This is a genomic window from Streptomyces sp. NPDC040589 (assembly GCF_055594445.1).
The window spans coordinates 618,519-631,917 of sequence record NZ_JBVIWP010000003.1; the positions used below are offsets into that span (position 1 = coordinate 618,519).

Genomic DNA, 13,399 nt, shown 5'->3' on the forward strand with positions numbered 1-13,399 from the left:
TCGGGAACCCTCTCCTCAACAGGCGCAACCGTCCGGAAGAGGACCGCGCGGGCGGCGCCCCCACTGGCGACGGGTGGGTTCGTGTCCCGGCCCGCCCGCGCGGGCGCCCCGGCCCTCTGACCTACAGGGCTCCGGACCCCGGTGAGGCACCCGCCTGCCGGGGTCCTGCCTTGTCGTAGGCCCGTTGGGTGGGAATCGCCGCGGCCTCCACGGCGATCTCCACGACCGGCTGTTCCGGGGCGCCGATCTCGGGGACCGTGCCGGTGGGCGTGCCCGTGGCGGCGGCGACCAGGGCGGCCGGGTGGCCGCCGCGGCGGCGGATCGCGCCGGGCAGCAGTGGGCGTCCGCCGGTGTGCAGGGCGACGGCGGTCATCGGCAGGGCGATCACCAGCAGACCGGCGCCGAGGACCGCGCCCATGGCCGGGAACCCGGCCTGCGCCGACAGCACACTGCCGGTGAGCGGTCCGGCGGCCGTGCCCAGCGAGGACGCCGAGCCGACCAGCACCGCCCAGCGGCCGCGCGGGTCGAGCGAGGCGGCGAGCCCGATCAGATACGACAGCACTACCGGGTACAGGGTGTTCCAGGCGATCTCGCCGGTCGCGAAAGTCGTCAGGTCGGTCGAGGAGGCGCTGAGCGCGATACAGCCGGCGATGAGGACCGTGCCCGCCCCGATGGGAACGGCACGTCCCAGCCGGGCGCCCAGCGCGCCCGCCGCCAGGACCCCGGTCAGTCCGGCGCCCAGTCCCAGGGCGAAGACGGCACCGACGGTGGCCTCGCTCAACTGGGCCTGGTCAAGGCCGATCCGTCCGCTCACGCCCCACAGGGAGTTCTGGGCGAGCGACCAGCACAGCATGGCGGCGGCCAGTACCAGTCCCGAACGGGCGTGCGGCAACCGGGCCTTGTGATGCCGCGTGGGTGCGGCGGGCGCACCGGCGGGGAGGCGGCCGGTCAGCGGCCACACGACCAAGGCCGTGAGGGCGATCGCGGCCAGCGGCAGGCCGTGCCCCGGGCCGAGGCGAGGGACCGTCAGATACACGGCACCCGCGAGGGCGGAGACGGTGAGCAGCCCGGCTGTCGAGGCCCGGTGCGGATCACGCTGTCCGGCGATGAGGGTGGCGGCGACGGTGGTGGCCGTGCCGGACCCGAACCCGCCGAGGACGGCCCCGGCGACGACGGCCGGGACAGCGGTGGTGAGCGCGGCGCCGCCGTAGCCGAAGAAGGCCAGGGCGAGGCCGATGCGGGCGAGGGCGCGGGCCCCGATCCGTTCGACCCGTGAGGCCAGGACGAATCCGGCGGCGGCCGAACTCAGCAGCAGGGCACTGCCGACGGCGCCGGCCTGTGTGGCGGAGAGCGGTAGGCCCGAGTCGAGCCTGCCGACGGTGGTCGGCAGCAGATACGGGGCGAGGTACCCGGCCGTGAAAAGGGCGACGAGGGGCCAGGGTGTGGTGCGGGGGGCGAACACGGGCGTTCCCAGGGCATGCGAAAGGAGCGGCTAAGAAGGGGGATTGGGCGACGACCGTCGACGGACAGGAACGCGCGGGCAATTTGTATCAAGCAAGTAGTCGAACGCGTGAACCCAGAAGGTGTGATCTAGAGCACGTTGTGTTTGAGGTAGGGAAGGTCGGGTAGAAGTGCGCTTTTTGCTCACGCCGGTGGCCCCTCACCAGCGGGTTTCGGCTAACGCCAGTGCACCGATCCGGCGCCCGTCGGAACCGTCGCCTCGGCCTTCGCCCGGATCTCCCGCATCACGGTGACGATCCGCTCCTCGTGCTCCGGAGTGAGCCGGGCGACCGGCACCGAGCAGCTGATCGCGTCCAGCGCGGGGGAGTCGTAGCGCAGCGCGAACCCGAAGCCGACGATCCCGCTCACGCCCTCCTCCCGGTCCACGGAGTGGCCACGGGTCCGGACCCGCGCGAGGTCGGCCACCAGGGACTCCCGGCTCGTGTGCGAGTTCGGGGTCAGCGCCTCGTACGGCCCCTCGGGCAGCTCCTCGTCCGGGCGTTCCGCCAGCAGCGCCTTGCCCAGGGCCCCGACGTGCGCGGGCAGCCGGCGCCCCACCCGGCTGATCGTGCGCAGGTACTCGTGCGACTCCCGCGTCGCCAGATAGGCCACGTCCCGGCCGTCCAGACGCCCCATGTGGATGGTCTCGCCGAGCGCCTCTGACGCCTCGTCGAGATACGGCCGTACGGCCCGCACCCGTGGGTCGGAATCGAGGTAGCCGGTGCCGGTGAGCAGAGCGTGGATGCCGATGCCGTACAGGGAGCCGGTGACGTCGGTGCGGACCCAGCCGCGCGAGATCAGGGTCTGGAGCAGCGCGTACATCGAGCTGCGCGGCACGCCGAGTGCGTCGGCCAGCTCCTGCAGCCGGGCCGGGCGGTCGCCGCGTGCCGCGAGGAGTTCCAGCAGCTCGACCGCGCGCGCCGCGGACTTCACTTCGCGGACGCCCCCTGTGTCTGACATGTGCCGATGGTAATCGGGCGGCCTCGGGCGGTTGACGTTCGCGTATCCAACCGCCATTCTCATATATAGATGACGTCTACATAAGGAGATGACCGTGAGCGCTGGCGCTGGACCGGAAGCGGTCGCGCAGCGGCTGCGGGACGGCATGGCCGGTGGCGTGCTGTCGTTCCCGCTGACCGGCTTCCGCGACGACGGCACCCTCGACCCGGAGGGCTTCCGCGCCTACGTCGCGCAGCGGCTCGCCGCCTCGCCCGGCGCCGTCTTCCCCGCCTGCGGCACCGGCGAGTTCTTCTCGCTGGACGAGGACGAGTACCGGCAGGTCGTCACGATCACCGTCGAGGAGGCGGCGGGCCGCGTACCCGTCGTGGCCGGTATCGGATACGGCTGGGCGCAGGCCGTGCGGTTCGCCCGCATCGCCGAGGACGCCGGTGCCGACGCCCTCCTCGTGCTGCCGCACTACCTCGTAGCCGCCCCGCAGGACGGCCTGGTCGCCCAGCTGGAACAGATCGCCGCCCGCACCCGGCTGCCGCTGATCGCCTACCAGCGCGGCCAGGTCGCCTTCACCGCCGAGTCGCTCCAGCGCATCGCCGCCCTGCCGAACGTCATCGGCCTCAAGGACGGCCACAGCGACCTCGACCGGCTGCAGCGCCTCACGCTCGCCGCCCCCGAGGACTTCCTGTTCTTCAACGGCGCCGCCACCGCCGAGATCCAGGCCCGCGCCTACGCCACCGTCGGCGTCCCCGCCTACTCCTCCGCCGTGCACGCCTTCGCCCCCGAGATCGCCGACGCCTTCTTCGCCGCCCTGCGCGACGGCGACCACGGCACGGTCGACAAACTGCTGCGCGACTTCTACGTCCCGCTCGTCGAACTGCGCGACCGCGTCCCCGGGTACGCCGTGTCGCTGGTGAAGGCGGCGGCCCGGCTGCGCGGCCACCGGGTCGGGCCGGTCCGCGCCCCGCTCACCGACCCCTCGCCCGCGGACCTGGCGACCCTCAGGACCGTTCTCACCACCGGCCTCGACCTCGTAGGAGCCGCCCTGTGAACCTCGCCATCACGGACGTACGGCTGACGCCGATCCTGGTCGCGGACCCGCCGCTGCTGAACACGCAGGGCGTGCACCAGCCGTACACGCCCCGGCTGATCGTCGAGGTCGTCACGGCCGACGGCGTCACGGGCGTGGGGGAGACCTACGGCGACGCCAAGTACCTGGAGCTGGCCCGCCCCTTCGCCGAGCGGCTGAAGGGGCACCAGGTCAGCGATCTGAACGGCCTGTTCACGCTCGCGGACCAGGTCGCCGTCGACCGCTCCCGGGTCGAGAACGCCGTCGACGTCGGCGGGCTGCGGGGCGTCCAGACCGCCGACAAGCTGCGGCTGTCCGTCGTCTCCGGCTTCGAGGTCGCCTGCCTCGACGCCCTCGGCAAGGCGCTCGGACTGCCCGTGCACGCGCTGCTGGGCGGCAAGGTGCGCGACGCCGTCGAGTACAGCGCCTACCTGTTCTACAAGTGGGCCGACCACCCGGAGGGCGTACCCGCCGAGAAGGACGACTGGGGCGCCGCCGTCGACCCGGCCGGGGTGGTGGAACAGGCCCGGCGGTTCAAGGAGCGCTACGGCTTCACCTCCTTCAAGCTCAAGGGCGGCGTCTTCCCGCCCGACGAGGAGGTCGCGGCCGTCCGGGCGCTCGCCGAGGCGTTCCCCGGGCATCCGCTGCGGCTCGACCCCAACGGCGCCTGGTCCGTCGAGGCGTCCGTCAAGGTGGCCCGGGAACTCCGGGACGTCCTGGAGTACCTGGAGGACCCCGCGCTGGGCACCCCGGCCATGGCCGAGGTCGCCGAGCGGACCGGCGTGCCGCTCGCCACCAACATGTGCGTGACGACCTTCGCCGAGATCAAGGAGGCGTTCACCAAGGGCGCCGTTCAGGTGGTCCTCTCCGACCACCACTACTGGGGCGGCCTGCGCAACACCCAGCAGCTCGCCGCCGTCTGCCGCACCTTCGGCGTCGGCGTGTCGATGCACTCCAACACCCACCTGGGCATCTCGCTCGCCGCGATGACCCACGTGGCGGCCACCGTCCCGAACCTCCACCACGCCTGCGACTCCCACTACCCCTGGCAGTCGGAGGACGTCCTCACCGAGCGGCTGGCCTTCGAGGGCGGCAAGGTCGCGGTGTCGGACGCGCCCGGGCTCGGTGTGGAGCTCGACCGCGAGCGGCTCGCCGAACTGCACCGGCGGTGGCTGGACGACGACGGGGCGCTGCGGGACCGCGACGACGCGGCGGCCATGCGGATCGCCGACCCGGAGTGGGTGACGCCCTCGATGCCCCGCTGGTAGGACATGACCGCGTGATCGGCGTCACGTTGTCGGTGGTGTGGTGCAGACTGGCCTGATCCGCACCACGTCAGGGAGCGCACCGTGATCGCGTCCACCGCCCCGGCCGGAAAGGGCCCGAGAAAGGGATCGCACCGCCAGACCCCGGTCGATCCCCTCGCCCCGCTGCGCGTGCCGGACGACCCGCCCTGGGACGTCTATCTCACCGGCACCGTCTTCCTCGACATCATCTTCACCGGGCTCGACTCCGCCCCGGTGCGCGGGACCGAGTCCTGGGCACGCGGGATGGGGTCGAGCCCCGGAGGCGTCGCCAACATGGCCACCGCCCTGGCCCGCCTCGGCCTGCGCACGTCCCTCGCGGCGGCCTTCGGCGACGACCACTACGGCGACTACTGCTGGGACGCCCTGGAGCACGGCGAGGGCATCGACCTCTCCCCGTCGCGCACGGTGCCCGGCTGGCACTCCCCGGTGACCGTCTCCATGGCGTACGAGGGGGAGCGCACGATGGTCTCCCACGGCCATGAGCCGCCCCCGGAGGAACCGGCCGTCGAGTGCCCGCCCCGCGCCCGTGCCGCCGTCGCCTCCCTCGCGCCGGGCGTCAGCGCGCCCTGGATCGCCCAGGCCGCGAGCAAGGGCACCCGGGTCTTCGGCGACGTCGGCTGGGACGACACCGGCGCGTGGGACCTGGCGGCACTGCCCGACCTGCGGCACTGCGAGGCGTTCCTGCCGAACGCGGAGGAGGCCATGCGCTACACGGGCGCCGACTGCCCGCGGGCCGCGGCGCACGCCCTGACCGAGTACGTGCCGCTCGCGGTGGTCACGCTCGGGGCGGACGGGGCGTACGCGGTGGACCGGCGTACGGGGGAGACCGCCGAGGTGCCGGCCATCGAGGTCGAGGCGCTCGATCCGACCGGGGCCGGTGACGTGTTCGTCGCCGGGTTCGTGACCGCGACGCTGGCGGACTGGCCGCTCGCGGACCGGCTGGCCTTCGCCGGGCTGACCGCGGCGCTGTCGGTGCAGGAGTTCGGCGGGTCGTTGTCGGCGCCGGGGTGGTCGGAGATCGCGGGGTGGTGGCGGAAGGTGCAGTCGGTCCAGGGGCAGTCGTCGACGGCGTTGCGGCGGTACGGGTTCCTTGCAGGGCTTGTGCCGGAGAAGCTTGTGCGGCCCTGGCCGTTGCGGAGGGCTGTTCCTACGATCGGGTTCCGGCGCTCGGCGTGAGGCCCCGGCCTGCCAGGGGGCTCCGCCCCCTGGACCCCCGGACCTGTGCCCACCCACCACCCGAAGCGTCGGTCAAGGGAAACTGCCGGCCTCGTTTCCACCCCCACCCCTAAAAGCCCTACGGCGTTGTCAGTGCTCCGTCGTACCCTTGGAATCGCGAGGCCGCCCTCAGCTACGCGGCCGTGACGAGGAGGAATCGCAGGCCTTAAGCGCCGGCCCATGACTCAGACACCCACAGCTCACACCCCCGCGCAGGAGCAGGCGAGAGCGCAGTTCACCGTCCCCGCCCAGCACCCCATGGTGACCGTGCTGGGGTCCGGCGACAGCCTCCTGCGCGTGATCGAGAAGGCCTTCCCGGCGGCCGACATCCATGTCCGGGGCAACGAGATCAGCGCGGTCGGCGACCCAGCGGACGTCGCCCTCATTTCGCGCGTGTTCGACGAGATGATGCTCGTGCTCCGCACCGGGCAGCCGATGACGGAGGACGCAGTGGAACGCTCGATCGCCATGCTCAAGGCGAGCGAGAACGGGGAGAGCGACGGCCAGGAGACCCCGGCCGAGGTGCTCACGCAGAACATCCTGTCCTCGCGCGGCCGCACGATCCGCCCCAAGACGCTCAACCAGAAGCGCTACGTGGACGCGATCGACAAGCACACCATCGTCTTCGGCATCGGCCCCGCCGGCACCGGCAAGACGTACCTGGCGATGGCCAAGGCGGTGCAGGCCCTGCAGTCCAAGCAGGTCAACCGCATCATCCTGACCCGCCCGGCGGTCGAGGCCGGAGAGCGCCTCGGCTTCCTCCCGGGCACGCTCTACGAGAAGATCGACCCGTATCTGCGCCCGCTCTACGACGCGCTGCACGACATGCTCGACCCGGACTCGATCCCGCGGCTGATGGCGGCGGGGACCATCGAGGTCGCGCCGCTGGCGTACATGCGTGGCCGGACCCTCAACGACGCCTTCATCATCCTGGACGAGGCCCAGAACACGAGCCCCGAACAGATGAAGATGTTCCTCACCCGCCTCGGCTTCGACTCGAAGATCGTGATCACGGGTGACGTGACGCAGGTCGACCTCCCGGACGGCACCAAGAGCGGTCTGCGGCAGGTGCAGGACATCCTGGAGGGCCTGGACGACGTCCACTTCTCCCGGCTCTCGTCGCAGGACGTGGTCCGGCACAAGCTGGTGGGCCGTATCGTCGACGCGTACGAGCAGTACGACACCAAGCACGGCACCCAGAACGGCGGGCACAAGAGCCGCGGCAAGTCCGTGCACAAGGGGAAGTAGACAAGCACCACACCATGTCGATCGACGTCAACAACGAGTCCGGCACCGAGGTCGACGAGCAGGCGATCCTCGACATCGCCCGCTACGCGCTCGCCCGGATGCGCATCCACCCGCTCTCCGAGCTCTCGGTCATCGTCGTGGACGCCGACGCCATGGAGCAGCTCCACATCCAGTGGATGGACCTCCCCGGCCCGACGGATGTCATGTCCTTCCCGATGGACGAGCTGCGCCCGCCGTCCAAGGACGAGGACGAGCCGCCGCAGGGGCTGCTCGGCGACATCGTGCTCTGCCCCGAGGTCGCCACCAAGCAGGGCGCCGAGGCCGACACGCAGCACTCCATGGACGAGGAGCTCCAGCTGCTCACCGTCCACGGGGTGCTGCACCTGCTGGGCTACGACCACGAGGAACCGGACGAGAAGGCCGAGATGTTCGGCCTTCAGGCGGCCATCGTGGACGGCTGGCGCTCGGAGCGGGGCCTGACCGGCCCGTCCCCCGCGCCGACGGTCTCGTAGAGCCGCCGCCGATGAATCCGCAACTCGCCCTGGGCGCGGTCGCCCTGGTGGTCGTGGCCTGGCTCGCCGCCTGCGCGGAGGCGGGCCTCGCCCGGGTCTCCAGCTTCCGCGCCGAGGAGGCCGTCCGCGGCGGCAGGCGCGGCAGCGCCAAGCTCTCCCAGGTCGCCTCCGACCCGACCCGCTATCTGAACGTGGCGCTGCTGGTGCGCGTCGCCTGCGAGATGGCCGCCGCCGCGCTGATCACGTACGGCTGCCTGATGGAGTTCGACAACACGACCGAGGCCCTCCTGATCGCCATCGCGGTCATGGTCCTCGTGTCGTACGTCGCCGTCGGGGTGTCCCCGCGCACCATCGGCCGCCAGCACCCGCTGAACACGGCGACGCTCTCGGCGTACGTCCTGGTGCCGCTGGCCCGGATCATGGGCCCGATCCCCTCGCTGCTCATCCTCATCGGTAACGCGCTCACCCCCGGCAAGGGCTTCCGTCGCGGTCCCTTCGCCTCCGAGGCGGAGCTGCGTGCGCTGGTCGACCTCGCCGAGAAGGAGTCCCTCATCGAGGACGAGGAGCGCCGCATGGTGCACTCGGTCTTCGAGCTGGGCGACACCCTCGTGAGGGAGGTCATGGTCCCGCGCACGGACCTGGTCGTCATCGAGCGGTTCAAGACCATCCGCCAGGCCCTCACCCTCGCCCTGCGCTCCGGCTTCTCCCGGATCCCGGTGACCGGCGAGAGCGAGGACGACATCGTAGGGATCGTGTATCTGAAGGACTTGGTCCGCAAGACGCACATCAGCCGCGAGGCCGAGTCCGAGCAGGTGTCCACGGCGATGCGCCCGGCGTTCTTCGTGCCCGACACCAAGAACGCGGGCGACCTGCTGCGCGAGATGCAGAAGGAGCGCAACCACGTCGCCGTCGCCGTCGACGAGTACGGCGGCACGGCCGGCATCGTCACCATCGAGGACATCCTCGAGGAGATCGTCGGCGAGATCACCGACGAGTACGACCGCGAGCTGCCGCCGGTGGAGGACCTCGGCAAGGACCGCTTCCGGGTCACCGCCCGGCTCGACATCGGCGACCTGGGCGAGCTGTACGGCCTGGAGGAGTTCGACGACGAGGACGTGGAGACGGTCGGCGGCCTGCTGGCGAAGGCGCTGGGCCGGGTCCCCATCGCGGGCGCGTCGTCCGTCGTCGGCCTGCCCGACGGCCGGGAACTGCGTCTGACGGCGGAGGCCGCGGCCGGCCGCCGCAACAAGATCGTGACGGTGCTCGCGGAGCCGGTGGAGCCGGCGGACGCCGCTCGGGAGGAGACGCAGGAATGACCCCGCAGGAGCTGCGCGCGTTCTGCCTGTCCTTCAACGCGGCGGTGGAGGACTTCCCGTTCCGCCCGGAGATCGCGGTCTTCAAGGTCCAGGGCAAGCTGTTCGCCCTGTCGCACCTCGACGAGCGGCCCCTGAAGGTCAACCTCAAGTGCGACCCGGACGACGCGATCCGGCTGCGCGGCGAGCACGAGGGCCTCGTTGTCCCAGGCTGGCACATGAACAAGCGGCACTGGAACACGGTCACGGCCGACGGCGGGCTCCCGGACCGGCTGGTCCGGGAGCTCATCGAGGACTCGTACGACCTCGTGGTCGCGGGCCTGCCGCGGGCGGACCGCCTCCGCCTCGACCGTCCGTGACGCTTCCGTATGCTCGGATCATGACCGACAGCAACGCGCTCGCCCCCGAGGACCGCAAGATCGTCACCCTGGCCCGTTCCGCGCGGGCCCGCAACGGCGTGCCCGAGGGGGCGGCCGTACGGGACGAGACCGGACGTACGTATGTCGCGGGGACCGTGGCCCTCGACTCCCTGAAGCTCAGTGCCCTGCAGACGGCGGTGGCGATGGCGGTGGCCTCGGGGGCGACGTCCCTGGAGGCGGCGGCGGTCGTGACGGAAGCGGAGTCGCCCTCTGCCGAGGACCGGGCGGCGGTACGGGATCTCGGCGGTGCGGAGACTCCGGTGCTGGTGGCGGGGTTCGACGGGGTCGTCCGGCTGACGGTGTCGGCGGGCTGAGCCCTGAGGGCTGTGCCCCCAGACCCTCCATCGGCCTGAACGGCCTCGTCCTCAGACGCCGGACGGGCTGGTTGGTGCCGGTCTGCCCCGTCCGCGGCCAGTGCTGGCCGAAGTTCGCTGTAACCGGCGGTAATTAGGCCAGATTTCAACCTTGCCGCCGCCTGCCCCACACGCATCAATGGAACCGTCAGTTCCGACGGACCGTCAGGTTCGACTCTCGGCAGTGTGTCCGCATCCATGTGCCGAGCGGTCCACCCCCCCCACGGAAACGGAGCCGGAATCCCATGAGATGCAAGCGAATCGGAGCAGGTGCGGCACTGGCCGCCGGGGTCCTCGCGGTCAGCGGGCTCGCCTTCGCCCCCGCCGCTCTCGCCGTCACCCCACAGGCGGCGACGATCAGCGCGGACTGCGGCACCTTCGGCAGTGGCGAGGCCACCCTCACGGCCACGCAGAACGGCACCGCCGCCACCGTCACCGTCAAGTCCTCGGCGATCACCGCGCCGATCGCCCTGGGCGCGGACTCGATCTCGTCCTCGCTCACGCTGGTGAAGTCCGGCGGCGGCACCGTCGCCTTCACCGGCACGAAGAACCCGGCGATGGCCGCCGGCGCTCCCGTCGAGGTCGGCCCCCTCAGCGGCACCGTGGCCTCCGGCGACAGCCTGGAGGCCTTCGGCGGCTCGCTGAAGATGACCGTCTTCGGCATCACCATCACCTGCACGGCGACCGGGCCGCAGTCGCCGGGCCCGTTCGTGTTCGACTGAGACCGAAGCGACGCGGCCCCGGTGTCAGAGCGCGTCGGGGCCGCGCTCGCCCGTCCGCACCCGTACGACGGTGTCGACGGGCAGCGCCCACACCTTCCCGTCGCCGATCTTGCCGGTGTGCGCGGCCCTGACGACCGCGTCGATGACGGCCTCGGCGTCCGCGTCCTCGACGACGACCTCGATACGGACCTTCGGCACCAGGTCGACCTGGTACTCGGCGCCGCGGTACACCTCGGTGTGGCCGCGCTGCCGGCCGTAGCCGCTGGCCTCGCTCACGGTCAGGCCGTGCACGCCGAGTTCCTGCAGGGCGTTCTTGACCTCGTCGAGGCGGTACGGCTTGACGATCGCGGTGATGAGCTTCATGCCTGGGGAGTGACCTTCTGGGCGTGGGGGACGACGGAGGAGGAGACCGGGGCGCCGTGGCCCAGGACCCCGTGATCGTAGGCCGTCTCGGCGTGCACCGTAAGGTCCAGGCCGGTCTGCTCCTGCTCCTCGCTCGCGCGAAAGCCCATGGTGACGTCGATCAGCTTGCCGATGCCGTACGTCACGGCGAACGCGTACACCGCCACCACGACCACGGCCACCAGCTGCTTGCCCAGCTGGACGAGGCCGCCGCCGTAGAGGAGGCCCTCGGCGCCGCCCGTCATCGACCGGGCGGCGAAGACGCCGATGAGGAGCGTGCCGATGACACCGCCGACCAGGTGGACGCCGACGACGTCCAGGGAGTCGTCGTAGTTCAGCTTGAACTTCCAGCTCACGGCGTACGAGCAGACGGCACCGGCGGTGAGGCCGACGACCAGGGCGCCGAGCAGGGAGACCGAGCCGCAGGACGGCGTGATCGCGACCAGGCCGGCGACCGCGCCGGAGGCGGCGCCCAGGGTCGTGGGGTGGCCGTCGCGCTTCTGCTCGACGAAGAGCCAGCCGAGCAGGCCGGTGCAGCCCGCGGCGAGGGTGTTGAGGAACGCGGCGGCCGCGAGGCCGTTGGCGCCGAGGGCGGACCCGGCGTTGAAGCCGAACCAGCCGAACCAGAGCAGACCGGCGCCCAGCATCACCATGGGCAGGTTGTGCGGGCGCATGGAGTCCTTCTTGAAGCCCATGCGCGGGCCCAGGACCAGGCACAACGCGAGTCCCGAGGCGCCGGAGACGATCTCGACGGGCAGGCCGCCGGCGAAGTCGAGGGCGCCGAGCCTCTCCAGGATCCAGCCGCCCGGGCCCCACACCCAGTGCGCGACCGGAACGTATACGAGCAGCGCCCACACCGGTACGAAGACCAGCCACGCCCCGAACTTCGCCCGGTCGGCGACCGCGCCGCTGACCAGCGCGGCGGTGATGATCGCGAAGGTGAGCTGGAAGGTGGCGAAGAGGAGCGTGGGCACCGTCCCCTGGACGCTGTCCGGGCCGAGACCGCTCATGCCGATGTGGTCGAGGCCGCCGATGAGACCTCCCGCGGCGTCCTCGCCGAAGGTGAGGGAGAACCCGGCCGCCAGCCAGACCACCGTCACCAGGGCGATCGACACGAAGCTCATCATCAGCATGTTGAGCACGCTCTTCGTGCGGACCATGCCGCCGTAGAAGAGGGCGAGGCCGGGAGTCATCAGCAGGACGAGGGCGGTGGCGGCGAGCAGCCAGGCGGTGTCGCCGGTGTCGGCACTTGCGGCGGCGAGGGTCACGGTTGTCTCCAACGGTGCGGGGGCTCGTCAGAGGTTCACCGGACCGCGTTTCCGGTTGCGTACGGGTGTGTTTCCGTGACGTTTCGTTGCGTGAGGGTTTCGGGAAGCTCACGACGCACGTCCGGTACAGGGCGGCTCCGGGAATCAGGGAGAATGGGCGCCATGAGCGTTCGTACCCAGTCATCCGAAGAGCCGGCCGAAGCTGTCCACAGGGCTGGCTTCGCCTGCTTCGTGGGCCGTCCCAACGCGGGCAAGTCCACCCTCACGAATGCTCTGGTCGGCCAGAAGGTGGCGATCACGGCGAACCAGCCGCAGACGACGCGGCACACCGTGCGGGGCATCGTGCACCGCCCGGACGCGCAGTTGATCCTGGTCGACACCCCGGGGCTGCACAAGCCGCGCACACTGCTGGGTGAGCGGCTGAACGACGTCGTGCGCACGACGTGGGCCGAGGTGGACGTGATCGGCTTCTGTCTGCCGGCGAACGAGAAGCTCGGCCCCGGCGACCGCTTCATCGCGAAGGAACTGGCGTCCATCAAGAAGACGCCGAAGATCGCGATCGTCACGAAGACCGACCTGGTGGACGGCAAGACGCTCGCCGAGCAGCTCATCGCGATCGACCAGCTCGGCAAGGAGCTCGGCTTCGAGTGGGCGGAGATCGTCCCGGTGTCTGCGGTCGGGGACAAGCAGGTGAACCTGCTGGCGGACCTGATCGTCCCCCTCCTGCCGGAGGGCCCTGCGCTCTACCCCGAGGGCGACCTGACCGACGAGCCCGAGCAGGTCATGATCGCGGAGCTGATCCGGGAGGCCGCGCTGGAGGGCGTCCGTGACGAGCTGCCGCACTCCATCGCCGTGGTCGTAGAGGAGATGCTGCCCCGCGAGGACCGCCCCGCCGACAAGCCCCTCCTCGACATCCACGCCTTCGTCTACATCGAGCGCCCCAGCCAGAAGGGCATCATCATCGGCCCCAAGGGCAAGCGCCTGAAGGACGTCGGCATCAAGTCCCGCAAGCAGATCGAGGCGCTCCTGGGCACCCCGGTCTTCCTGGACCTCCATGTGAAGGTCGCGAAGGACTGGCAGCGGGATCCGAGGCAGCTGCGCAAGCTGGGGTTCTGAGGGG

At 71.3% G+C, this 13,399-nt stretch carries 14 protein-coding genes; 10 read left to right on the forward strand and 4 right to left on the reverse strand.

Features of this window, described 5'->3' with window-relative positions; translation table 11 throughout:
* Positions 1-121 precede the first annotated feature (121 nt).
* On the reverse strand, positions 122-1,462 hold the full coding sequence (locus ACZ58V_RS15265; protein ID WP_468191726.1) for an MFS transporter: 1,341 nt from the start codon (positions 1,460-1,462) through the stop codon (positions 122-124).
* Positions 1,463-1,677: 215 nt separating this feature from the next.
* Positions 1,678-2,460, reverse strand: a complete 783-nt coding sequence (locus ACZ58V_RS15270; RefSeq protein ID WP_468191723.1) for an IclR family transcriptional regulator — start codon at positions 2,458-2,460, stop codon at positions 1,678-1,680.
* An 88-nt stretch (positions 2,461-2,548) separates the two neighbouring features.
* On the opposite strand from ACZ58V_RS15270, the gene ACZ58V_RS15275 reads away from it, so the two are divergent.
* The 9 genes from ACZ58V_RS15275 to ACZ58V_RS15315 all read left to right on the forward strand — a co-directional run bounded on the left by ACZ58V_RS15275 (position 2,549) and on the right by ACZ58V_RS15315 (position 10,609).
* Positions 2,549-3,502, forward strand: coding sequence for a 5-dehydro-4-deoxyglucarate dehydratase (locus ACZ58V_RS15275; protein WP_468191721.1), 954 nt, complete (start codon positions 2,549-2,551; stop codon positions 3,500-3,502).
* Entirely contained in the window at positions 3,499-4,788 is a 1,290-nt protein-coding gene (locus tag ACZ58V_RS15280; protein ID WP_468191719.1) for a glucarate dehydratase family protein, read from the forward strand. Before ACZ58V_RS15275 ends, ACZ58V_RS15280 begins: the two co-directional genes overlap by 4 nt.
* Positions 4,789-4,869: 81 nt before the next feature.
* The gene (locus ACZ58V_RS15285) at positions 4,870-6,003 is read left to right on the forward strand and encodes a carbohydrate kinase family protein (RefSeq protein WP_471290323.1); all 1,134 of its coding nucleotides are present in this window, start codon (positions 4,870-4,872) and stop codon (positions 6,001-6,003) included.
* Positions 6,004-6,222: 219 nt separating this feature from the next.
* Entirely contained in the window at positions 6,223-7,290 is a 1,068-nt protein-coding gene (locus ACZ58V_RS15290) for a PhoH family protein (RefSeq protein ID WP_454359434.1), read from the forward strand.
* Between the two features lie 14 nt (positions 7,291-7,304).
* Entirely contained in the window at positions 7,305-7,802 is a 498-nt protein-coding gene (gene ybeY, locus ACZ58V_RS15295) for an rRNA maturation RNase YbeY (RefSeq protein ID WP_184592507.1), read from the forward strand.
* Between the two features lie 11 nt (positions 7,803-7,813).
* Positions 7,814-9,118: a hemolysin family protein gene (locus ACZ58V_RS15300; protein ID WP_471290325.1), complete on the forward strand. Its 1,305-nt coding sequence runs from the start codon at positions 7,814-7,816 to the stop codon at positions 9,116-9,118.
* Positions 9,115-9,474, forward strand: a complete 360-nt coding sequence (locus ACZ58V_RS15305; protein ID WP_471290326.1) for an MmcQ/YjbR family DNA-binding protein — start codon at positions 9,115-9,117, stop codon at positions 9,472-9,474. The genes ACZ58V_RS15300 and ACZ58V_RS15305 overlap by 4 nt, the downstream gene beginning before the upstream one ends.
* Positions 9,475-9,494: 20 nt before the next feature.
* Complete coding sequence (locus tag ACZ58V_RS15310) at positions 9,495-9,848, forward strand: cytidine deaminase (protein WP_468191707.1); 354 nt, start codon at positions 9,495-9,497, stop codon at positions 9,846-9,848.
* 284 nt (positions 9,849-10,132) lie between these two features.
* Positions 10,133-10,609 carry a hypothetical protein gene (locus ACZ58V_RS15315; protein WP_189723455.1) on the forward strand — a complete coding sequence of 159 codons (477 nt, stop codon included), beginning with the start codon at positions 10,133-10,135 and terminating at the stop codon, positions 10,607-10,609.
* Positions 10,610-10,633: 24 nt separating this feature from the next.
* On the opposite strand, the gene ACZ58V_RS15320 is transcribed toward ACZ58V_RS15315, so the two are convergent.
* Both ACZ58V_RS15320 and ACZ58V_RS15325 read right to left on the reverse strand, forming a co-directional pair.
* Positions 10,634-10,972: a P-II family nitrogen regulator gene (locus ACZ58V_RS15320; protein WP_114252339.1), complete on the reverse strand. Its 339-nt coding sequence runs from the start codon at positions 10,970-10,972 to the stop codon at positions 10,634-10,636.
* Positions 10,969-12,279: an ammonium transporter gene (locus ACZ58V_RS15325; RefSeq protein WP_471290327.1), complete on the reverse strand. Its 1,311-nt coding sequence runs from the start codon at positions 12,277-12,279 to the stop codon at positions 10,969-10,971. The genes ACZ58V_RS15320 and ACZ58V_RS15325 overlap by 4 nt, the downstream gene beginning before the upstream one ends.
* A 153-nt stretch (positions 12,280-12,432) precedes the next feature.
* Here ACZ58V_RS15325 and era point away from each other — a divergent pair, with 153 nt between their 5' ends.
* Entirely contained in the window at positions 12,433-13,395 is a 963-nt protein-coding gene (gene era / locus ACZ58V_RS15330) for a GTPase Era (RefSeq protein ID WP_189723452.1), read from the forward strand.
* Positions 13,396-13,399: the final 4 nt, after the last annotated feature.